This window comes from Rhodococcus sp. WB1 (genome assembly GCF_001700945.1).
GTDB lineage: Bacteria > Actinomycetota > Actinomycetes > Mycobacteriales > Mycobacteriaceae > Rhodococcus > Rhodococcus aetherivorans.
The window spans coordinates 169,447-190,233 of record NZ_CP015529.1; the positions used below are offsets into that span (position 1 = coordinate 169,447).

General features: G+C 68.5%; 19 protein-coding genes. 15 read left to right on the forward strand and 4 right to left on the reverse strand.

Translation table 11 applies throughout. From position 1 onward, the window contains the following. Window positions 1-88: 88 nt before the first annotated feature. Window positions 89-967: a TIGR03619 family F420-dependent LLM class oxidoreductase gene (locus A4U64_RS00825; protein ID WP_065921996.1), complete on the forward strand. Its 879-nt coding sequence runs from the start codon at window positions 89-91 to the stop codon at window positions 965-967. 3 nt (window positions 968-970) lie between these two features. Here A4U64_RS00825 and A4U64_RS00830 read toward each other — a convergent pair whose 3' ends face one another. From A4U64_RS00830 to A4U64_RS00845, 4 genes are all read right to left on the reverse strand, one after another. Then, window positions 971-1,687, reverse strand: a complete 717-nt coding sequence (locus A4U64_RS00830; protein WP_043797999.1) for an SDR family NAD(P)-dependent oxidoreductase — start codon at window positions 1,685-1,687, stop codon at window positions 971-973. Window positions 1,688-1,738: 51 nt separating this feature from the next. Then, a complete protein-coding gene (locus tag A4U64_RS00835) occupies window positions 1,739-2,641 on the reverse strand; it encodes an enoyl-CoA hydratase (protein WP_065921997.1) in 903 nt (300 codons plus the stop codon). A gap of 141 nt (window positions 2,642-2,782) precedes the next feature. Then, a complete protein-coding gene (locus tag A4U64_RS00840; protein ID WP_006939852.1) occupies window positions 2,783-3,898 on the reverse strand; it encodes an MFS transporter in 1,116 nt (371 codons plus the stop codon). 302 nt (window positions 3,899-4,200) lie between these two features. After that, entirely contained in the window at window positions 4,201-4,989 is a 789-nt protein-coding gene (locus tag A4U64_RS00845; protein WP_006939847.1) for a FadR/GntR family transcriptional regulator, read from the reverse strand. A gap of 126 nt (window positions 4,990-5,115) precedes the next feature. Between A4U64_RS00845 and A4U64_RS00850 the strand changes: the two genes are divergently transcribed. From A4U64_RS00850 to fahA, 14 genes are all read left to right on the forward strand, one after another. Next, window positions 5,116-5,922, forward strand: coding sequence for an SDR family NAD(P)-dependent oxidoreductase (locus A4U64_RS00850; RefSeq protein ID WP_065921998.1), 807 nt, complete (start codon window positions 5,116-5,118; stop codon window positions 5,920-5,922). 257 nt (window positions 5,923-6,179) lie between these two features. Beyond that, window positions 6,180-7,397, forward strand: coding sequence for a CaiB/BaiF CoA transferase family protein (locus tag A4U64_RS00855; protein WP_006939844.1), 1,218 nt, complete (start codon window positions 6,180-6,182; stop codon window positions 7,395-7,397). Beyond that, window positions 7,394-8,455 carry an LLM class flavin-dependent oxidoreductase gene (locus A4U64_RS00860; RefSeq protein WP_232334142.1) on the forward strand — a complete coding sequence of 354 codons (1,062 nt, stop codon included), beginning with the start codon at window positions 7,394-7,396 and terminating at the stop codon, window positions 8,453-8,455. Before A4U64_RS00855 ends, A4U64_RS00860 begins: the two co-directional genes overlap by 4 nt. A 144-nt stretch (window positions 8,456-8,599) precedes the next feature. Beyond that, window positions 8,600-9,775 carry an amidohydrolase family protein gene (locus A4U64_RS00865; protein WP_029546410.1) on the forward strand — a complete coding sequence of 392 codons (1,176 nt, stop codon included), beginning with the start codon at window positions 8,600-8,602 and terminating at the stop codon, window positions 9,773-9,775. A 64-nt stretch (window positions 9,776-9,839) separates the two neighbouring features. Further along, window positions 9,840-11,084 carry an acyl-CoA dehydrogenase family protein gene (locus A4U64_RS00870; protein ID WP_029546409.1) on the forward strand — a complete coding sequence of 415 codons (1,245 nt, stop codon included), beginning with the start codon at window positions 9,840-9,842 and terminating at the stop codon, window positions 11,082-11,084. An 81-nt stretch (window positions 11,085-11,165) separates the two neighbouring features. Next, complete coding sequence (locus A4U64_RS00875) at window positions 11,166-12,227, forward strand: ABC transporter substrate-binding protein (protein ID WP_065921999.1); 1,062 nt, start codon at window positions 11,166-11,168, stop codon at window positions 12,225-12,227. 43 nt (window positions 12,228-12,270) lie between these two features. Next, window positions 12,271-12,552, forward strand: a complete 282-nt coding sequence (locus tag A4U64_RS00880; RefSeq protein ID WP_006939834.1) for a hypothetical protein — start codon at window positions 12,271-12,273, stop codon at window positions 12,550-12,552. 40 nt (window positions 12,553-12,592) lie between these two features. Further along, entirely contained in the window at window positions 12,593-13,765 is a 1,173-nt protein-coding gene (locus A4U64_RS00885) for an acyl-CoA dehydrogenase family protein (RefSeq protein WP_006939831.1), read from the forward strand. Window positions 13,766-13,794: 29 nt separating this feature from the next. Beyond that, window positions 13,795-14,961 carry an ABC transporter ATP-binding protein gene (locus A4U64_RS00890; protein WP_065922000.1) on the forward strand — a complete coding sequence of 389 codons (1,167 nt, stop codon included), beginning with the start codon at window positions 13,795-13,797 and terminating at the stop codon, window positions 14,959-14,961. Between the two features lie 5 nt (window positions 14,962-14,966). Then, window positions 14,967-16,700, forward strand: a complete 1,734-nt coding sequence (locus A4U64_RS00895) for an ABC transporter permease (RefSeq protein WP_029546405.1) — start codon at window positions 14,967-14,969, stop codon at window positions 16,698-16,700. A 160-nt stretch (window positions 16,701-16,860) separates the two neighbouring features. After that, the gene (locus A4U64_RS00900; RefSeq protein ID WP_006939823.1) at window positions 16,861-17,394 is read left to right on the forward strand and encodes a MarR family winged helix-turn-helix transcriptional regulator; all 534 of its coding nucleotides are present in this window, start codon (window positions 16,861-16,863) and stop codon (window positions 17,392-17,394) included. Window positions 17,395-17,508: 114 nt separating this feature from the next. After that, window positions 17,509-18,705 (forward strand): homogentisate 1,2-dioxygenase, encoded by a 1,197-nt coding sequence (locus tag A4U64_RS00905; protein ID WP_006939821.1) that lies wholly within the window; start codon window positions 17,509-17,511, stop codon window positions 18,703-18,705. After that, on the forward strand, window positions 18,702-19,586 hold the full coding sequence (locus A4U64_RS00910; protein WP_065922001.1) for a hypothetical protein: 885 nt from the start codon (window positions 18,702-18,704) through the stop codon (window positions 19,584-19,586). The genes A4U64_RS00905 and A4U64_RS00910 overlap by 4 nt, the downstream gene beginning before the upstream one ends. Continuing rightward, on the forward strand, window positions 19,583-20,770 hold the full coding sequence (fahA, locus tag A4U64_RS00915; RefSeq protein ID WP_065922002.1) for a fumarylacetoacetase: 1,188 nt from the start codon (window positions 19,583-19,585) through the stop codon (window positions 20,768-20,770). The genes A4U64_RS00910 and fahA overlap by 4 nt, the downstream gene beginning before the upstream one ends. Window positions 20,771-20,787 lie beyond the last annotated feature (17 nt).

Sequence of the window (20,787 nt, forward strand, 5' to 3'; positions counted from 1 at the left end):
CCCCGCCTCCGCACGCCCGTCCGCGCGGTGGCACCGGCCACCGCGCGGACGAGTCGTCTCACCATCGATCACACGAAAGGCGAACCCCATGGCCTCCATCGGACTGAGCGCATACGGAATGAATCCCACCGAACTCGTCGAACTGGCGGTCTGCGCCGACGACCTGGGATTCGACGCATTGTGGCTGGGGGAGCACGTGCTCCATCCGGTCGCCTACTCCAGCAGCCACCCTTCGACGGGGACGGCGCAGCACCACACGGGACCCATCGTCGATGTGTCGACGGAGCTGACGGATCCGTGGGCGGTGCACGCGGCCGTGGCCGCGACCACGAACCGCATCAAACTGGGCACGGCCGTGTATGTCACTGCCCTGCGGCACCCACTGCACACTGCGCGCACCACCATCACCGTGCAGGAACTCAGCGGCGGTCGTCTGCTCTTCGGGGTCGGCGCCGGATGGCTCGAGGAGGAGTTCGCAGCGTTGGACGTGCCGTTCCGCAAACGTTTCTCGCGCACCGACGAGTGCGTGACGATCCTGCGGAAGGCGTGGTCGGGCAGGCCGTTCTCCCACGAGGGCGAGCACTACCGGTTCGATGAGGTACAACTGCATCCTCGCCCCGTGCACGTGCCTGTCATCCACGGCGGTAACGGCCCGAAGGCGCTTGCCCGCGCGGCGCGGCTGGGAGACGGATGGTTCTCCTCCGGCACCCCGAGCTTCGGGCAGGCGGTGGAGATGGTGAACGAGATTCGCAGGCTGCGGCGCGAATTCGGTCGGATCGGCGAGTTTCCGTGCTACGTGCGCGTCGACGCGGCGACTTCGGCGGACCTGCACCGGTATCGCGACCACGGCATCGAGGACCTCGTGGTCTGGGCCGACTCGGTCTGGAAGGGCGACTCCGCCGAAGAGCGCCGCGCCTTCCTGACCGCGGCCGCCGATCGCCTGGGTGTGGGACCGTCGCGGGTGTAAGAGTCAGTCCGAGCCTGCGACGTTCACGACCGGGATCGACGCGCCGCTGACCGCGCGCGAGGAATCACCGAGCAGGAAGCCGATGACCTCGGCGATGTCGGTGGGGCGGGCCCAGCTGGAGCGGTCGGCCTCGGGCATTGCGTCCCGGTTGGCGGGGGTGTCGACCATGGTAGGCAGCAGACCGTTGACGCGGATGTTGTCGCCGGCGTATTCGACTGCGAGCGCCTGGACCAGGGCGGAGACGGCGGCCTTGGAAGCGACGTAGGTGGCGGCGCCCGGGAAGGGCCGGACTGCGGCGGCGGAGCCGATGCACACCACGGACCCGCCGCCGTGGCGGATGAGTTCGGGTAGGGCGGCCTGGATGACGCGGTAGGCGATCGTGAGGTTGATCGACAACTGGGCTTCGAGGACCTCGATGGGCGTTTCGTGGACCCGGCGGCCGGCAGCGAATCCGCCGACGAGGTTGACCACGCCGTACAGCGGCCGGGCCTCGTCCTTCGTCGCGCACTCCACGACCGCCTCGACGTCCTGCTCGTCGGACAGATCGGCGCGGATCGTCTCGAGGTTCGGGTGCGGAGCGACGCGGTCGAGTTCGGCCTCGACGTACCAGGGGACCACCAGCCGCCAGCCGGCGTCGAGGAGGTGGCGGGTGACCGCGGCGCCGAGGCCGCCGGTGCCGCCGGTGACGATCACGGTGCGGGCGGGGGACGTCTCGTTCATGGGCAGAGCCTTTCGAGGTGCGAACGGGTGGTATCGGGATGGGAGGTGCGGTCAGGGCACGCGAGGGTCGGCGCGCCGGATCTCGGGGGCCGCGCGCCAGTCGTCCAGCCCGTGCTCGACCGTGCCGATGCAAGTTTCGCCACGGGTCAGCGCGGACCAGTGGGCGTGATTGAGTTGGTGAAGGGTGAAGCCCGCGTCGAGGGCGGACTGGAATCCGCCGGCGTCCTGGCTCTGGTTCACCGATTCCTTGATCAGCAGGGCTGCCATGGTGGGGATCCGGGCGATTCGGCGCGCGAACGCGAGGGTCGAGTCGGCGAGTTCTTTCTCGGGGAAGATCTTCGAGACCATGCCGAGGGCATGGGCATGGGCATCGGCCGCGTCGAGGCAGTCACCGGTCAGGAGCAGTTCCTTGGTCTTGCGGGGACCGAACTCCCACGGATGTGCGAAGTACTCGACGCCGCACATCCCCAACCGGGTGCCGACGACGTCCGCGAACGTGGTGTTCTCGGCTGCGACGATCAGATCGCAGCTCCACATCAACATGAGCGCCGCGGAGTACACGGCTCCGTGCACCTGCGCGATGGTGATCTTGCGGAGGTTACGCCATCGGCGGGTGTTCTCGAAGTAGTAGTGCCACTCCTGGTGGAGCCGCATCTCTATCTCGGAGTAGGTGGCTCCGTTGCAGGCGTAGGAGACGTGCTGGCCCGAGCCCGGAGCGCGCTCGCGCACGTCGTCCGAGGACCCGAGATCGTGCCCGGCCGAGAAGGACGGTCCGTGGCCCCCCAGGATGACCACGCGCACCGTGTCGTCGGCCTCGGCGCGTGCGTAGGCCTTGCCGAGTTCGACGAGCAGGCCCCGGTTCTGGGCGTTCCGCTGCTTCGGGCGGTCGAGCATGATGCGGACGATGCGACCCGCGTCGAGGGACTCGTAGGTCAGGTACTGGTAGTCGGTCATCACGGTCCTCACGGAGTCCGGCGCCGGCCGACGGTGTGTCCGCGCGCCCGGCTAAATATTGCAATATTTGGTGTGGTTATCGATATGTACCGTATCCTTTGCTGTGGCGCAAGTCACCGGGCCGCTGTAAGGCTTTGCGGTTCAACGCTGCCGACGGTGGTGAACGGGCAGTCGGCGCCGGCCGAGGGCCAGCACCCCCAACGCCAGCGCGACGGCGCCGGCGGCGGCGGCGAACGGAACGTGAGGGTTGAAGATCTCGCCCATCCGGCTTGCGAGCCACGGGGCCACCGCGCCGCCGCCGAAGCGCACGAAGCTGTACGCCGCGGCTGCGGTGCTCCCGTCCACCGGCGCGGCGTCCATACCGATTTCGGTCACCAGGGTGTTGAGGACGCCCAGGAACAGGCCCGAGACGACGATGCACGTCACGACCGCCGGTCGGTTGCCGGTGAATACGGCCACGACTGCAAGGGTGAGGGCGAACAGGGCCAGGCCCAGGGCGGTCGCGCCGATCGCGCCGAGCGCGGTGCGCAACCGAGGCGCGACGGACACCGACGAGATCACCACGCACACGCCCCAGCCGCAGAAGACGAATCCGAGCCGAAGTGGATCGAGTTCGAGGACGAACGGCGCGTATGCGAACAGGGCGAAAAGGCCGAGGTGGTACAGCAGGGAGACGAGGGCGATCGACAGCAGGCCCGCGTGCCCGAGCGCCCGGAGCGGTGCGATGAGCGGGATCGGCCGGTCGGGCGTCGTGGCGGGCGGCAGCAGGACGACGAGCAGCGCGAAGGCCACGGCCATGAGTACGGAGGCGCCGAGGAAGGCGGCGCGCCAGGAGATCTGGCCGAGAAGCCCGCCGACGAGCGGGCCCGTCGCGATGCCGATGCCGACGGCCGACTCGTAGAACACGATCGCTTTCGGCGCACCGCCGGTCGCGGCGCCGACTATCGCGGCGAGCGAGGTCGCGACGAACAGCGCGTTACCCAGTCCCCATCCGGCGCGGAAGCCGATGATCTGGCCGAGCGTCCCCGACAGGCTCGCGCCCAGGGAGCACCCGGCGATGACGAACAGGCCCAGCAACAGGGTCTTGCGGGTGCCGATGCGGCTGGATATCGCGCCGGTGACCAGCATCGCGAGACCCATCACGGCCATGTAGCCGGTGAACAGCAACGACACCTGTGACGGCGTGCCGCCGAGCTGCTCGGCCAGCGGGCGCAGGATCGGGCTGACCACGCCGATACCCATGAACGCGACGATCACGGCGAACGTGATGGCCCATACCGCGCGCGGTTGCTTCGGCTGTCCCGGTGCCGCACCCGGGGGAGGCGCGGCAGCGGCTCTGAGCGGTTCTGCCGGACGCGCCGGGAGGGAAGTCTCGGCGGCGGGTATGGAGGGTCTGGTCGTCAAGGGGTCTCCGCTCTCGTTCGTCACCCGACGGGACACGCTCGACCGAGAACGCCGCGGAACTCCTCCGGATACGGTCATGCCGCATACGAACGGGCCGCACCTGCCGGGTGGACCCGGGGAGGCGGCGGCCGGACGACGAAGGGCAGGCTAGTCGGTCAGAGCCACTCCACCCGCTCGTCGAGGATGCGCGGGTTCTGGCGGCTGATGCGGTCGATGACCTCGCGCATGTGTGCGCGGGTCAGAGTGCGGGCGAGTTCGGCGTTGCCGGCAGCGATGGCGTCGTGGATCTGGCGGTGCGGCTCGGTGAAGGCCTCCCGCTCCTTCTCGTTCCACTCCTCGGGGTGGGCGCCGAGCATCCGGTCGGTATACAGGTGGGCCAGGGCCGAACCGGTGAGGTCGAGGACGTAGTTGCCGGTCAGGTTCCGCAGCGCGCTGTGGAATCCGGTGGCGGTCTCGGTGACCTCTTCGTTCGACATGTCCGGTCTGAGATCGTGGGCGGCCAGGGGAGTGAGGTCGACGTCCTCTCCGGCGGCGATCCGATCGGCGAGCATTGCTGCGGCCAGCCCCTCCATCTCCAGGGCAGCCTCGGCGACTTCGCGGAACTGAATGCCGTTCGCCTGCAGATACATCGACAGCGTGTCGCCGAACTCGGAGCCCGAGGGCTCCGACACGATCGGGCCCCCGCCCAGGCCCTGCCGGACCGTCACCAGCCCCTGCGCCTCGAGCAGGCGCAGGCCCTCTCGCACCGACGCGCGGCCGACCCCGAACCGCTTGGCCATGTCGTTCTCGGACTCGAGCGCGGAACCCGGGCCGAGCCGGCGGTCGGCGATGTCCTTGGCGACCATGCGCGCGACCGTCCGCGAGACCTTCTCGTTCCGTGTCATCGCGATGGCGCGTCGGAGGGCGGCGGTTCCTGTGGGAGAACCCATGGTGTTGCGCGTCATTCGATGTCCTCGTCGGTTGTTCGGTCGGCGATCGGGGTGGTGATGAGTATAGGGACGGGGACCGTCCCGACCGGGCACTCCTCCTTAACCATGCCAATATTTCGTATCTAATGCTATACCAAAGCTATGACGCAGCACACAGTGGAACCCTATTCGACGCACTCCGGCTCGCGGCACCAGGCGCTGGTCGGGCAGAATGCCCTGGTCACCGGCGGTAGCGAAGGCATTGGCCGCGGTATCGCGGAGCGGTTGCTCGACGCCGGCGCGACGGTCGCGGTGGCGGCCCGCCGCCCCGAGATCCTCGACGAGGCCGTCGCATCGTTGCGCGCCCGGTGCGGCGACGAGTCGCGGGTCGCGGGCATCGTGGCCGACATCGCCGACGCCGACTCGGTAGCGGCGATGTTCGAACGGGTCGAGCGGGAGTTCGGTTCGCTCAACGTCCTGGTCGCGAACGCCGGCAGCGGCACCGTGGCGCCGTTCCTCGAACTCACCGAGGAGCAGTGGCAGGCCTGCATCGACCTCAATCTCACCGGCACGTTCCGGTGCGTGCAGGCCGCGGCCCGCGCGATGGTCCGCCGAGAGGGGACGAATCGCTCGATCGTCGTGGTCTCGTCGATCCGGGCGCTGGGAGTGCGGCCGAGCCTGGTGCCGTACGGCACCGCAAAGGCCGGTCTCAACCAGTTGGTACGAATGGCTGCCTACGAGCTCGCCCCCACGGGCATTCGGGTCAACGCACTGTCCCCCGGGATCACTGCGACGCCACTTACGCAGGAGCGCAATTCGCTGTTCGACGAGCGTGCCGCCACCGTGCCGATGGGGCGCGCCGGTACGCCGGCGGACATGGCGAGCGCGGCGCTGTACCTCGCGGGCCCGGACTCGGCGTTCGTCACCGGGACGAACCTCGTCGTCGACGGCGGGGAGTCCCTGTACTGACCTGTCGCGCGGAAGCCGCGGGACCGGATCCCGTGCGTATCGAACAGGCCTTCAACGGTGATGTGATGTACAACTCATAAAACATTGCTATAGTTACGGTGTTTTTCACCCCGGCTCTGGAGGCCGCTCCGTCGAATCCGCGCCCGTGTGTCGCCGCGCCGGCCGACGGAACCACCACCACACGCAGCGTAGCTGCCGTGTGGCCCGAAAATCTTTGCAGTAGAACGTGACTGCGGTACGACGAAGGAGAACGCTCGATGACCAAGGTGATGAACGGAATCAAGGTCGTGGAGGTCGCGTTGTATGCGTTCGTCCCCTCGGCCGGCGCGATCCTGTCCGACTGGGGAGCCGACGTGATCAAGGTCGAGCACTCCGACTTCGGGGATCCGATGCGCACGACCGCGGCGTGGGGCGTGCCCGGCGACGTCGACGGCATGTCGGGTCTGTGGGAGATCAACAACCGTGGCAAGCGCGCCATCGCCCTCGACATCGCCACCCCGCAGGGTCGCGAGGTCCTCATGAAGCTGGTCGAGACGGCCGACGTCTTCTCCACCAATTTCCTGCCGGATGCGCGGACCAAGCTGGGTATCGACGTCGACGACATCATGGCGCGCAATCCGCGCATCGTCTACGCGCGCGGCACCGCCCAGGGGGTGGCCGGACCCGACTCCGAGAAGGGGGGATTCGACGGCATCACCTACTGGGCGCGCTCCGGTGCGGCGGGGTCGATCGCCCCCGGCGACCTCGAGTGGCCGGCCAACATGCCGGGCCCGGCCTTCGGCGACGTGCAGAGCGGCATGGCGCTCGCCGGCGGGATTGCGGCCGGACTGCTGCACCGCGAACGCACCGGGGAGGGCATCGTCGTCGACACGTCGCTGTTCGCGGTCGGCGCGTGGGCGATGCAGGCGACCATCGCCGGCGCCCAGCTCGTCGGGGCCGCGGAACTGCCCTATCCGGACCGGTCCGCGCCGGTGAACCCGGTCTCGAACATCTACCGGACCAGCGACGGCCGGTACATCCATCTGGCGTTGTTGCAGAGCCAGAAGTACTGGCCCGGGCTGTGCGAGGCGATCGGCCGACCCGACCTGATCGACGACCCGCGTTACGCGACGTTCGAGGACCGCGCCCGCAACACTCGCGAGTGCACCGCCGAGCTCACCGAGGTGTTCCGGACCCGCACCCTCGCGGAGTGGACGGACATCCTCGGCAAGCAGGAGGGACAGTGGGACGTCTTCCGCAAGCCCCTCGACGTGCTGACGGACCCGCAGGCGATCGCGAACGAGTACGTCCGCACCGTCGAGTACGAAGACGGGCGCACTCTGGATCTCGTCACGGCGCCGATGCGGTTCGGAAACGAGGCGCCGGTGCTCACCCGTGCCCCCCAGCACGGTGAACACACCGAGGAGGTGCTGCTCGAGCACGGCCTCGACTGGGATCAGATCGTCCAGCTCAAGGTCGACGGCGCGATCAAGTGAGCCGGCTCCGGGACGCGACGGTGGGCCACCGACGCCGTCGCATCCGGGTCGGCCTGGGAGCGCTGACCGCCCAGACTGTCGGCGGGACCGCGGCGGAGTCGGGCCGGGCGTTGGACGCCCTCGTGCGGCATGCCGTGACCGCTGAGAAGTCCGGGTTCGACTCGGTCTGGCTCAGCGAGCACCACTTCGCAGAGGACGGCCATCTTCCCAGTCCCCTGGTGGTGATGGGTGCGCTCGCTCGCGAGACCACCGCTGTCGACCTCGCGACCAACGTCGCGATCGGGCCGCTGTACGATCCGCTGCGGCTGGCCGAGGATGTCGCGGTCGTCGACCAGCTCAGCGGCGGGCGCGTGATTCTGGGCCTCGGACTCGGTTATCGCCCGGAGGAATTCGCGGCCCTCGGCGTCGATCGTTCGCGGCGCGGACGAATTCTGGAGACGACCGTCTGCACACTGCGTGCGGCCTGGTCGGGCGAGGCGGTCGTGACGGACGGACGGACCGGACATGCTGTGCCGGTGCGCCCGCTCCCCGCACAGACCGGGGGACCGCCGATTCTCCTCGGGGCGTTCGCGAGTCGGGGTGTGCGCCGCGCGGCGCGCATCGCCGACGGTTGGATCGCGCCCGAGCTCGCGTCCGTCGCGCAGCTGGCCCGCCGGATCGGGACGCTCGAACTCGCAGACCTGGACCGGCCCTTCCACATCGCCCTGACGATGTGCGCGTTCACCGCGGCTTCGGGGGCGTGGGAGACGGTGGCGGCCGGGCATTCCCTTGTCGGCGACCGGTACCGGCGCTGGATGGCGCAGGCCGGGGACGGCGCCGTCCCGGACGGGCCGGGCACGAACGTGCCCGTCTCGACGCGGCCGGACCATGTCGTGGCCGGCACGCCCGAAGAGTGTGTCGACCAACTGCGTCCGTGGTGGGAACTGCTGAGGGCGCTGCCGCAGACGGTGAGCGCGCACGTGACGGTGCGTGTGGTGTTCCCCGGAGTTGACGATGCAGCGACCCGCGAGTCGATCCGGCTGCTGGGAACGGACGTATTCCCGGCTCTGGCCGAGTGACTCGGCCCTCGTGACGCGGAACGCTTCCGGGTATGGACTGTGATCTAAATCTCCGTTAATATTCGCATGTTCCTAATAGTAAGGGCATGCAATCCGCCGAGCGGATCTTCCGTTCGAACTCCATCCGATTCTCAGGAGGATTACGTGTACGACCTTCGCGATATCAAGATCATCGACACCGACACCCATGTCGTCGAGCCCCCGGACCTGTGGACATCGCGGATGTCGACCAAGAAGTGGGGCGATCTGGTGCCGCACGTGCGCTGGGACGATCACCGCGGTGACCAGGCGTGGTTCGTTGCCGGCAAGCGCATGAGCGCGGTCGGTTCGCCGGCGATGGCTGGCTGGCACGAGTACCCGCCGAGCTGCCCGCCGCGATTCGAGGACACCGACCCGCGCTCGTGGGATCCGGCCAAGCGCCTGACGATCATGGACGACTACGGCATCCACGCGCAGATCCTCTACCCCAACGTCGCGGTGTTCAGCTCCAAGACGCTGCAGTCCAACGGTGACAACGAGTTGCAGATCGCGTGCATCAAGGCCTACAACGACTACCTGAGCGAGTGGGCGCAATTCGCTCCCGGGCGGTACATTCCGGTCGGCATTCTGCCTTTCTGGGACATGGAGGCCACGCTCGCCGAGGTCGAGCGCGTCGCCGCGGCGGGTCACAAGGGGCTCGTCTTCACGCAGAATCCGGCGGCATTCGGTCTGCCGATGCTCACCGACCCGTACTGGGACCGCCTGTGGGCTTCGGCGCAGGAGAAGAAGCTGCCGATCAACTTCCACATCGCGTCCGGCGAGGTCGACCTCAGCGGCTTCGGCCACGAGAGCAACGGCGTGCACGCCAACTACGCGATGATGGGCATCTCGTTCTTCATGGACAACGCCCGCACCATCTCTCAGCTCATCTGCGGCGGCATCTGCGATCGATTCCCCGACCTGAAGTTCGTCTCGGTCGAGTCGGGCATCGGCTGGATCCCGTTCGCGCTCGAGGGCCTGGACTGGCAGTGGAAGAACTCGGGTGTGCACAAGGAGCACCCGGAGTACGAACTGCTCCCCAGCGAGTACTTCAAGCGGCAGATCTACGGCTGCTTCTGGTTCGAGCAGGACTCGGCCCGCAGCGCGATCGAGCAGCTCGGCGCCGACAACGTCCTGTACGAAACCGATTACCCGCACCCGACGTCGATGTCGCCCGGTCCGGCCTCCGATGCGCTGGCTCCCGACGAGTACCTGCGTCGCAACTTCGCACACCTGTCCGAGGCGGACGCCCGGAAGATCCTGCACGACAACGCCGCCGCGCTGTACAACCTGGACTCCTGAGTCCGCAGCCCCGCCGCTACCCCGTCTGCCGCGCATTCGCACGGCCCAGCACTGTGGAGGAAAGATGTCCCTCTCGGAGTTCGAGTCCCGCGCCCGCGCGTGGGTCGTCGAGAACGTCGCCCGACTCGGGTTCGACCGGGTCGACGACCCTTACGACGTGGCCGTGTTCCACGATCTCGGATTCGACGAGGAGAAGGCACTACTCGATCAGCACCGCGTGTGGCAGAAGGTCAAGCTCGAAGCCGGCTACGGCGCTCTCGACTGGCCGGAGGAGTTCGGTGGCGCAGGTCTCGGCGCCGATGTCGCGGAGGCGTTCTCCCGTATCGAGAACGATCACTGTCCTTTGCGACCGCACGAATTATTCTCCGTGACAATGCATCTGATCGCTCCTACTATTCGGCTCCTCGGAACGGAGGGGCAGAAGCGCGAGTTCCTGCCTGCGATGCTGCGAGGCGACCTGCTTGCGTGCCAGCTCTTCTCCGAGCCCGATGCCGGATCCGATCTGGCGAACCTGGGTACCCGAGCCGTGCGCGACGGCGACGACTGGGTGATCACCGGACAGAAGGTGTGGACTTCGGGCGCACAGTTCGCCGACTGGGGTGAACTCATCGCGCGCACCGACCCGGACCAGCCCAAGCATGCGGGCATGACGGCGTTTCTGATTCCGCTGGACGCCCCGGGTGTCGAGATCCGCCCGATCCGGCAGATGTCCGGTGGCAGCAGCTTCAACGAGGTCTTCCTCGACCGGGTGCGCATCCCCGATTCGCTGCGCCTGGGTGGAATCGGCAAGGGCTGGTCCGTCGCGCTGACCACGCTGGCGTTCGAGCGGGAGGGCGGGTCCAACTCGGCGAACGTCGGCGGGCAGTTCGACCAGCTCCTCGCCACCGCCCGCACTCTCGGCCGCGACACCGATCCGCGGGTGCGCGAGCTCCTCGCGCGGGTCTACCTGCGGCAGAAGCTCGCCCAGGTCGACATGCTGCGAGATCGTCAGGCCCGGGAGGCCGACGCCGCCCCGACGGCGGTCGGGTCGGTGCGCAAGATCCAGTGGGTCGACAAGCTCGCCGCGGTCTCCGAGGCTGCGCGCATCATCCTCGGACGTGATCTCGTCGCGGACACCGGCGTGCCGGGCACGTTCGGCTGGAACGCGCACGTGCTCGGCGCGCCCGGGTACAGCATCGCCGGTGGCTCCGACGAGATCCAGCGCAACATCGTTGCCGAGCGACTGCTCGGACTGCCGCCGGAAGTTCGAGTCGACCGCGGAGTGACCTGGCGGGAAGCGCGCGCCCGTGCCGCCGCCGCGACCGCCTGAGCCGACCCTCGGCGCCACGATCCGAACATCACCCTTGTGTACTACCCCTCGAGTACTGCTCTTCACGAAAGGCCGTGTTCCATGAGAATCTCGACGCTGCGCCGCACGATCGCCGGACTGGGGGTCGCCGCGCTGACGTTCACCGCGGTCGCCTGCGGTTCCGGCACCACCACCGAGGTCGCCGCAGAGGACCTGGGCCCGCAGGGGGACGCCGCGTGGCAGGAGGTGATCGAGGCGGCCAAGCAGGAGGGCTCGGTGACGTATTACACCGGGCAGGCGACCGACAATCTCGAGAACCTCGCCAACCGCTTCGAGTCGGCGTACGGGGTCACGGTCGACATCGTCCGCGACAACGACGCGAATCTGCAGACCAAACTGGCCGCGGAGGCCTCGACCGGCCGGCAGGTCGCCGATGTCGTCGCCTCGGCGGCCCGCCCGTGGGTCGACGAGCGTATCGCCGAGGGCTACTACGCCCCGGTCACCGGCCCGGCGTTCGACGCAGCCGAGTTCGACAGTGAGAAGTTCATGATCGGCGACACGATCTTCACCTCGTCGGCGGCCGTGCTCACCTACGGCTGGAACACCGACCGGGTCCCCGAGGGCATGGACAGCTACGAGGACCTGCTCGCCCCCGAGCTGGCCGGCGGCAAGATCGGCGTGATCCTGCCGGTATCCGCAGCGATCGTCGACTTCTACGACTACCTCGCCGACACTGTCTCACCCGACTTCGTCGCGAAACTCGCCGCGCAGCAACCACGCACCTATCCGGGTGCGCAGGCAATGGGTCAGGCCCTGGCCTCCGGGGAACTCGCCGCCACCGTCTACACCGTCCCGCTGACCGCCGAGAAGGCGGCCGGCGCTCCGGTCGAGTCGGCCATGCCGAAGCCGGTGTTCGGTGCGGCCTTCTACACGGGCGTCAGCGGCGCCGCTCCGCATCCCAACGCGGCGCAACTGTTCGCGAACTTCCTCGTGACCAAGGCCGGTCAGGAAGCGGTCGCCAACCGGGCCGGCGCGGTCCTGCCCGACATCGCGACGGCGGCGACTCCGGCCGAGAACATCTGGGTCAACTCGCGGACCGTCACCGCCGCCGATGTGGAGGCCTTCCGCGCCGAGTTCGAGCAGTTGTTCGGCGCTTCCCAATAAGCACACCGGGTTCGGTACGGACCTGACACGAGAGGAACTTCCGATGAACGTCGGTGAACGTTTGAAGAGCGCGGTGTGCACCGCGGAGGTCATCGTCGTCCGTATCGACGACGGCGCGACGGGGCCGCTGCTGTGCGGCGGCGAGCCGATGAGTGCGGATGCGGCGCCGGCCGCACCCGCGCAGGGCGGCGAGCTTCTCATGGGTAAGCGCTACTCCGGTGGCGGCGTCGAGGTCGTGGTCGTGCGCGGCGGCGCCGGGCCGCTCGCGGTCGGCGACGAGGTCCTCAGCCAGAAGCAGGCAAAGCCCCTCCCGTCCTCGGACTGACCGGGCACCCGGCGCTCCCTCATCCACGAAAGGCGACAGCATGATTCTCGGAACCTCGGCCGCGGCAGAGGACACCGCGTTGCTCACCGACACCATCCGCTCGGTGATCCGTCGGACGGACCCGGTCGACGGACGCGCGGAGCGCGTATACCGCGACGGTCCGGTCGATCGTGACCTGTGGGCCGTGCTGGGCACCGAGATCGGCGTGGGTGCACTCGCCGTTCCGGAGGCCGCCGGTGGTCTCGGCGCGTCGTTCGCCGACGTCGCCGCCGTCCTCGAGCTGCTCGGTGCGGAACTGTGCAGGGTCCCGGTCCTCAGCGGCGTCGTTGCCGCCGCGGCGTTGTCGCGCTGCGACGGCGCGCCGCGTGCCGCGGAGCTGCTCGCCGGCATCGCGACGGGGGAGACCGTCGTCGCCACGGTCGTCACCGCACCGGGTACGGACCCCGGATTTCGGGCCGAACACGTGGGTGACGACGTGTTCGTGACGGGCCGAGCCGGTTTCGTCGTGGATGGCGACGTCGCCGACACCGTGCTGCTGCCCGCCGTCGACGAATCCGGGACGGTGGGCCTCTACGCCGTCGACGCAGCCGTGCTCACGTCCGAGCGGATGGACACTACCGATGCGACCCGGATCTTGTCCCGGGTTCGTGCCGAGGCCGCCCCGGCGACCGTCCTCGCGGAGCGCGCTCCACTCGGGTGGATCCACGACAGGGCGGTCGTGGCCCTCGCGTGCGAGAGCCTGGGCGTCGCGCGTACCTGCCTGGCCAATGCCGTCGACTACGCCGGCCGGCGCGTCCAGTTCGGCCGCGTCATCGGCGGATTCCAGGCGATCAAGCACATGCTCGCCGAGGTCTCCGTGGCCGTCGAACTCGCCGAGTCCGCCGTTGCCCACGCCGTGTGGGCCGTCGTGGAGGGGAGCGACGACGATCTGGCCGAGGCCGCTGCGATCGCAGCCCTCGCCTGCGGGGACGCCGCACGCCTCGCCGTCGAGAAGAACGTCCAGGTGCACGGCGGCATCGGCTTCACCTGGGAACACACCGCACACCTGTACTACCGCCGTGCTCTGACTTCCGGCGTCCTGTGGGGGAGCGGTGACGATCATGCCCAGCGCCTCTATGCTCTGGCCGCGGCAGGCGCCGCGACAAGCAGCGAGGCATCCACCGATCCGAGGCAGGAGCCGGCATCCGCCGTGCTCTCCTCCACCGAGTCCTGAACCCCGCTCGTTCAGAAAGCGAGTACACCGTGTCCCACGTCTCCGTACGCCAGCTGCTCAAGAACTTCGACGGAAAACCACCCACCGTCGCCGTCGACCACCTCGACCTCGAGATCGAGGACGGCGAATTCCTCGTGCTGCTCGGCCCGTCGGGCTGCGGCAAGACCACGACACTCCGCTGCCTCGCGGGCCTCGAACAGCCGGCCGGAGGCTCCATCACCCTCGGCGACCAGGTGGTGTTCGACCGGCAGCGCGGCATCAACCTCACCCCGGACAAGCGGTTCATCGGAATGGTGTTCCAGTCCTACGCTCTGTGGCCGCACATGACTGTGCGCAAGAACATCGCCTATCCGCTCAAGTCCCGCAAGCTCACCGACGCTCTCGCGAGCGGGCGCGTCGAGGAGACCGCGGCGCTGGTGGACTGCGAGCGGTTGCTCGACCGTCTCCCCGCCGAGCTGTCCGGCGGTCAGCAGCAGCGCGTGGCTCTGGCCCGCGGCTTGGTCTCCCACCCTGACCTGGTGCTGTTCGACGAGCCGCTGAGCAACCTCGACGCCCGCCTGCGCGACCAGGTGCGCGCGGAGCTCCACGACCTGCACCAGCGCAAGCCGTTCACCGCGGTGTTCGTCACGCACGACCAGAGCGAAGCCCTCGCTCTGGGAACCCGGATGGCGATCATGAGGTCGGGCAGCATCGTCCAGATGGGCCCGCCCCGCGAGGTCTTCGAGGAGCCGGTCGACGAGTACGTCGCGGGTTTCACCGGCATGTCGAACCGGGTCCCGTGCGAGTACGTCGACGGCCGCTGGTACGCGTTGGGCACCGAGATCCACGGCATGCAGCCGCGTGCGGCCGCGTCGGTCGGCGCGTTCGTGGTGCGCCTGCGCCCCGAAAAGGTACGCCTGGTCCCGGACGTGGCGGACCTGCAGCCCGGCGAGGCGGGCATGTTCGTCAACGTCGACGACGTCGAGTACGGTGGCCTGCACCTGGACGTCATGCTCTCGGTCGCGGTCGAGGGCTCCCCACGCCGCCAGTTGCACGCCCGCGTCGCGACGTTCGATTCGTTCCGCGCACCGCGGCTGATCGAACGCGATGCGCGGATGGTTCTCGCCTTCGACCCGATCGACGGGCGCACCTTCGACACCGACGGCAGGGCGCTGCCGATGGATCAGCAGGCGCTCGTCAGCGCCCTGGTGGGGTGAGGGCGATGGCGATTCTGACACTGCCACGGACCGAGGAGCACGAGTCCGTCACAACCGCCCCGAACGGCATGCGGAATACGGCGGTGCGCGCCGGGGCACGCCGAATGGGTGTCGTCGCGTTCACCGCGTTGCTCGCCTACCTGGTCGTCCTCCCGATCGTGCGCCTGCAACTGACCGCGTTCGAGGACGGCGCTGCCGGTTACTCGCGGGCATTCGGATTGTCGCGTATCGGTCAGATCCTCTGGTACACACTTGGATTGGCGATCGGATCACTGGCCATCGCGATGGTGCTGGGAACCGCTCTGGCGTGGGCGGCCAGCCGCCTGCCCCGCCGATTCGCGTTCCTCGAAGTCCTGCCGATTCTGCCCATCGTCATTCCGGCTGTCGCCTCGATCGTCGGCTGGGCGTTTCTGCTGTCGCCGCGGCCCGGCTACCTCAACGCCATGCTGCGGAATCTGCCGTGGTGGTCGCACCTCGAGGAAGGCCCGGTCGACATCTACTCGATCGAGTGGATCGTCATCATCACCGGCTTCTCGCTGAGTTCGTTCGTCTTCATGTTCGTCCGCTCCGGATTCGAGAACATCAACTCCGAGATGATCGAGGCCGCACAGGTTTCCGGCATGCCGGAATGGAAGGTCTTTTTCAGGATCACCCTTCCGCTGCTGCGCCCGACCCTCATCTACGGCTCCGGTGTCGCGCTGCTGCTCGGTCTCGGCCAGTTCACCGGACCACTGCTTCTGGGCACCAACTCCGGCGTCAGCGTGCTCACGACCGAGATGTACTTCCAGATCAGTGACAGTCCCGCGCAGTTCGCGACCGCCGCAGCGCTCGGCTCACCGCTGCTCGTCGTCGGTGTCGTCGTGGTGTTCGCGCAGAAGGCGATGCTCGGCAATCAGCGTCGGTTCGTCACGCACGGCGGCAAGGCGTTCAAATCACAGGGTCGGCCCTCCAAGGCCGGCGTCGCGGTGATCCTGGTGTTCTCGCTGCTGTCGACGATCCTGCCGCTGCTCGCCCTGGTGTTCGTCGCGCTGTCCCGATACTGGCGCGGCACCATCGACTTCTCGACCCTGACGTTCGACAACTTCCGCACGATCTTCTCCGGCACGGCCGTGCCGGCCGCGGTCGGCAACAGCTTGATGTTCTCGTTCGCGGCCATGGCGATCGTGCTGCCGCTCGGCTTCGTCGCGGCCGGCCTGATCGTGCGCGGCCAGCGCTACCCGGCCCTTCGCCTCCTCGTCGACGTTCTGGTATCGATGCCGCTCGGAGTTCCAGCCGTGATCTTCGGCGCAGCGTTCCTGCTGACCTACACCACCGGTCCGATCATCCTGTACGGCACGCCGTGGGTCGTGATTCTGGTGTACGTCACGCTCATGCTGCCGTTCGCGACCCGCATGCAGCTGTCGTCGATGCTCGCGCTCGGCGACAGCTACCTCGAAGCGTCCCGCGTCAGCGGCGCGGGCTTCGTCACCACGAATGTGAAGATCCTGCTGCCGCTCATGCGCGGCAGCTTGGGCGGCACCGCGGCACTGCTGTTCGTGCTGCTCACCCACGAGTTCACGGCGTCGCTGCTCGTGCGCGCGTCCCGGACCCAGGTCATGGGCACCATCCTGTTCGAGTACTGGTCCAACGGCGGGTACCCGCTGGTGGCCGCCGTGGCCCTCGTGATGACGGGCGTGACCGCCGTGGGTGTCACTGCGGCGATGCTCGCCGGCGGCGCGGACGCGATGAGCAAGATGTGACATGTCCCCGGACCGCCCGGCCGACCACGTGTCGGCCGGGCGGTCGTGCGTTCTGCCCGATTGTGCGGTGCCGACACACAACGGCGGACAGCCCGGGTTTCCGTATCGGAATTGATTAACACATATACTAACGCGGCCGTCCTCGGATAAGGTGGCGCCCATGACCGAAGCGGACGCCCGCGACCTCGACTACTGGTCCTTCGTCGAACTCGCGAACCGGCGCCTGAGCAGCCGATACGGCGATTACCACGAGCAGGCCACCGAGGTGCTGCTGACCCTCAACCGGGCCTCCGACATCGTCACGTACGACCTGGAGGCGGCCGTGCACCGCCCGAGGGGGCGGTCGTGGTCGGCGTACCGCCTGATGTTCGTCACCTGGCTTGCCGGCCCCATCGAGCCGAAGGTGGCCGCCAAGCTCACCGGCATGAGCCGCGCCGCTGTCTCCAATCTGGCGAAACCGCTGGTCGAGGCCGGCCTGCTGGCTCGCACCCCGGATCCGGAGGACGGCCGGTCGGTCCGCTTGTCGCTCACCGAGGCCGGCGAGCGGGAGATCGTGGAGACGTTCCGCGCCCAGAACGAGCGCGAGGCCGCCTGGGTCGATGTGCTGACCGAGGCGGAGCAGCAGATCCTCGTCATGCTGCTCAACAAGCTCATCACCAAGCGCAGCCGGTTCGATATGCGCGACCGCAACTGACAACCGATCTTCCCGATGTGGTTGCGCTCACGTCCGAAAACTAGTTAAGGTATTTACTAACACCGCGGGGGATCTCCGCGGATCAGCCACCCAGAGCCCGAGGAGCGGAATCTCATGGCGTTCTATCGACAGCTCGGCGTCATCCCGCCGAAGCGGCACACGCAGCACCGCAACGAGGACGGCGGGCTGTTCTACGAGGAGCTGATGGGCGAGGAGGGCTTCTCCTCGGACTCGGCGCTGCTCTACCACCGCCACATCCCGTCGGCCATCGTCGACGCGACCGAGTGGAAGCTGCCCGAGCAGGCCACCACCCCGAACCACCCCCTCAAGCCGCGCCACCTGAAGCTGCACGATCTGTTCCCGGAGACCGTCTGGGCCGAGACCGACGTCGTCACCGGCCGCCGGCTGATCCTCGGCAACGCGGACGTGCGCCTCTCCTACGTCGTCTCGACGAAGGAGTCGCCGCTCTACCGCAACGTCGTCGGCGACGAGATGGTCTACGTCGAGTCCGGCACCGCCCGCGTCGAGACCGTTTTCGGTGTGCTCGACGCGAAGGCCGGCGACTACGTGCTGCTGCCGATGGCCACCACGCACCGCTGGATCCCCACCGGCGACGAGCCGCTGCGCGCCTATGTCATCGAGGCCAACAGCCACATCGTCCCGCCGAAGCGCTTCCTGTCGCGGTTCGGCCAGTTCCTCGAGCACGCGCCGTTCTGCGAGCGCGACCTGCACGGCCCGACCGAGCTGATCCAGGTGGAGGACACCAACGTCGAGGTCCTGGTCAAGCACCGCACCTCGCACGGCATCGTCGGCACCCGCTACCTCGTGCCCAACCACCCGTTCGACGTCGTCGGCTGGGACGGCTGCCTGTACCCGTACACCTTCAGCATCCACGACTACGAGCCCATCACCGGCCGAGTCCACCAGCCGCCGCCGGCGCACCAGGCGTTCGAGGGCAACAACTTCGTCATCTGCAACTTCGTGCCCCGCAAGGTGGACTACCACCCGCTGGCGATCCCGGTGCCGTACTACCACTCCAACGTCGACTCCGACGAGATCATGTTCTACTGCGGCGGCGACTACGAGGCCCGCAAGGGCTCCGGCATCGGCCAGGGTTCGATCTCCGTCCATCCCGGCGGCCACGCCCACGGTCCGCAGCCCGGTGCCTACGAGCGGAGCATCGGCGTCGACTTCTTCGACGAGCTCGCCGTCATGGTGGACACGTTCCGGCCGCTCGAACTCGGCGAGGGTGCGCTCGCGTGCGAGGATGCGGCCTACGCCGGAAGCTGGAACCGGGGGCTGCAGAAGTGAGCACTCTCGGAGCCCTGCTGACGGAACTGTGCGACGACGCCGCGCTGTTCCCGCCCGGCAACGCCCCGCTCGATCGCGCCCTGCCGGCCCACGCCGCGCACCGCGTCGCCGACCATGCCGGGCTGGTGGGCACGTTCGTGTTCCCGGCGCCGCGGATCCCGGAGTTGCTCGAGGCACTCGGACAGCGCCCGTTCGGGGGCGACCTCACCCTGAGCCTGACCGTTCCGGGCGGGCCGTCCGCGGTCGTTCCCGCGATGGAGAGCCTGCGCGACGTCGACGGCGTCACCGTGGCCGCCCTCGAGATCGCCGTGCCCGCCGGGGAGAGCCCCGCCGGTGTGCTCGTCGCCCTCGACCTGATCGCCGCCGAGTACCCCGGAGTCGCACTGTTCGTGGAGGTCCCGCGCGACGAGCGCCGCGCCGAGATCCTCCAGGGACTCGTGGGGTCGCGTTACGCGGCGAAGTTCCGCACGGGCGGGGTCGTCGCGGAGGCGTACCCCGACGAACGGGAACTCGCCGACGCCCTCTCGACCGTGGTCCGCACGAAGGTCCCCTTCAAGGCCACGGCGGGCCTGCACCACGCGGTCCGCAACACCGACCCGCACACCGGATTCGAACAGCACGGATTCCTCAACGTGCTCGCCGCCGTCGACGCCGTGCTCGACGGTGCGGACACCGCGGCCGTCGCGGCGGTGCTCGCCGACCGGGACGGCGCCGGCCTCGCCGCCCGACTGCGCGACCTGTCGCCTACTCGAATCGAAGAGCTGCGCAACAGCTTCCGCTCGTTCGGCACCTGCAGCATTGCGGAGCCGCTCGCCGATCTCGTCGAGGTCGGCCTGGCCCCGTCGACGATGTCCCCGATCACCGAAGGATCCCTTGCATGACCGTCATCGACATTCCGGAAGGTTCGCTCTTCGGCGCGAACAACCTGCCCTACGGTGTGTTCTCCACGGCCGGAACGGAGCCCCGCGTCGGTGTGCGCGTCGGTGACTCCGTCCTCGACCTCTCCGTCGTGTTCGACGACCCCGCCTTCGCCGAGCCCACCCTCAACGCCTTCATGGCGCAGGGCCGCGCCCGCTGGGACGAGGTGCGCGCCGCGCTGCAGAGCCTGGTCACCGGGGACGTGCCCGCCGAGGCCGTGCACGCCGTCGCGGACGTCGAACTGCACCTGCCGATCGAGGTCGCCGACTACGTCGATTTCTACGCGTCGGAGAACCACGCGTCGAACCTCGGACGGCTGTTCCGGCCCGACAACCCGTCGCCGCTGATGCCGAACTGGAAGCACCTGCCGGTCGGCTACCACGGCCGGTCGAGCACCGTCGTCGTTTCCGGCGTGGACATCGTGCGCCCGTGTGGCCAGCGCAAGGGCCCCAACGATCCGGCGCCCGTCTTCGGTCCGTCGATCCGTCTCGACATCGAGGCCGAGATGGGCTTCGTCGTCGGTGTCGGCTCGCCGATGGGATCGTCGATCACCCCGGACGAGTTCGCCGACCACTGCTTCGGGGCCGTCATCCTCAACGACTGGTCGGCCCGTGACATCCAGGCGTGGGAGTACGTGCCGCTCGGCCCGAACCTCGGCAAGTCCTTCGCGACCTCGATCTCCCCGTGGGTCGTGCCGCTGGCCGCACTCGAGGCCGCCCGCGTCGACACCCCGGTGCAGGACCCGGAGCCGCTGCCGTACCTGAAGGGCACCGAGAAGTGGGGCCTGGACATCGATCTCGAGGTCGAATGGAACGGCCACGTCGTCTCGCGTCCGCCGTACGCCCAGATGTACTGGTCGCCGGCGCAAATGCTCGCGCACACGTCCGTCAACGGTGCCGCCACCCGCACCGGCGATCTGTTCGGATCCGGCACCATCTCCGGGCCGGACAAGGACCAGCGCGGCGCGTTCATCGAACTCACCTGGGGCGGTAAGGAACCGGTTCAGGTCGGCGACGAGACCCGCACCTTCCTCGAGGACGGCGACGAGATCGCGATCTCCGCGACCGCGCCGGGTCCGGACGGCACCCGAATCGGCTTCGGCGAGGTCCGCACCCGCATCCTGCCCGCGAAGGACGCCGGCCGCTGAGCCGACTCTCCCCGGAT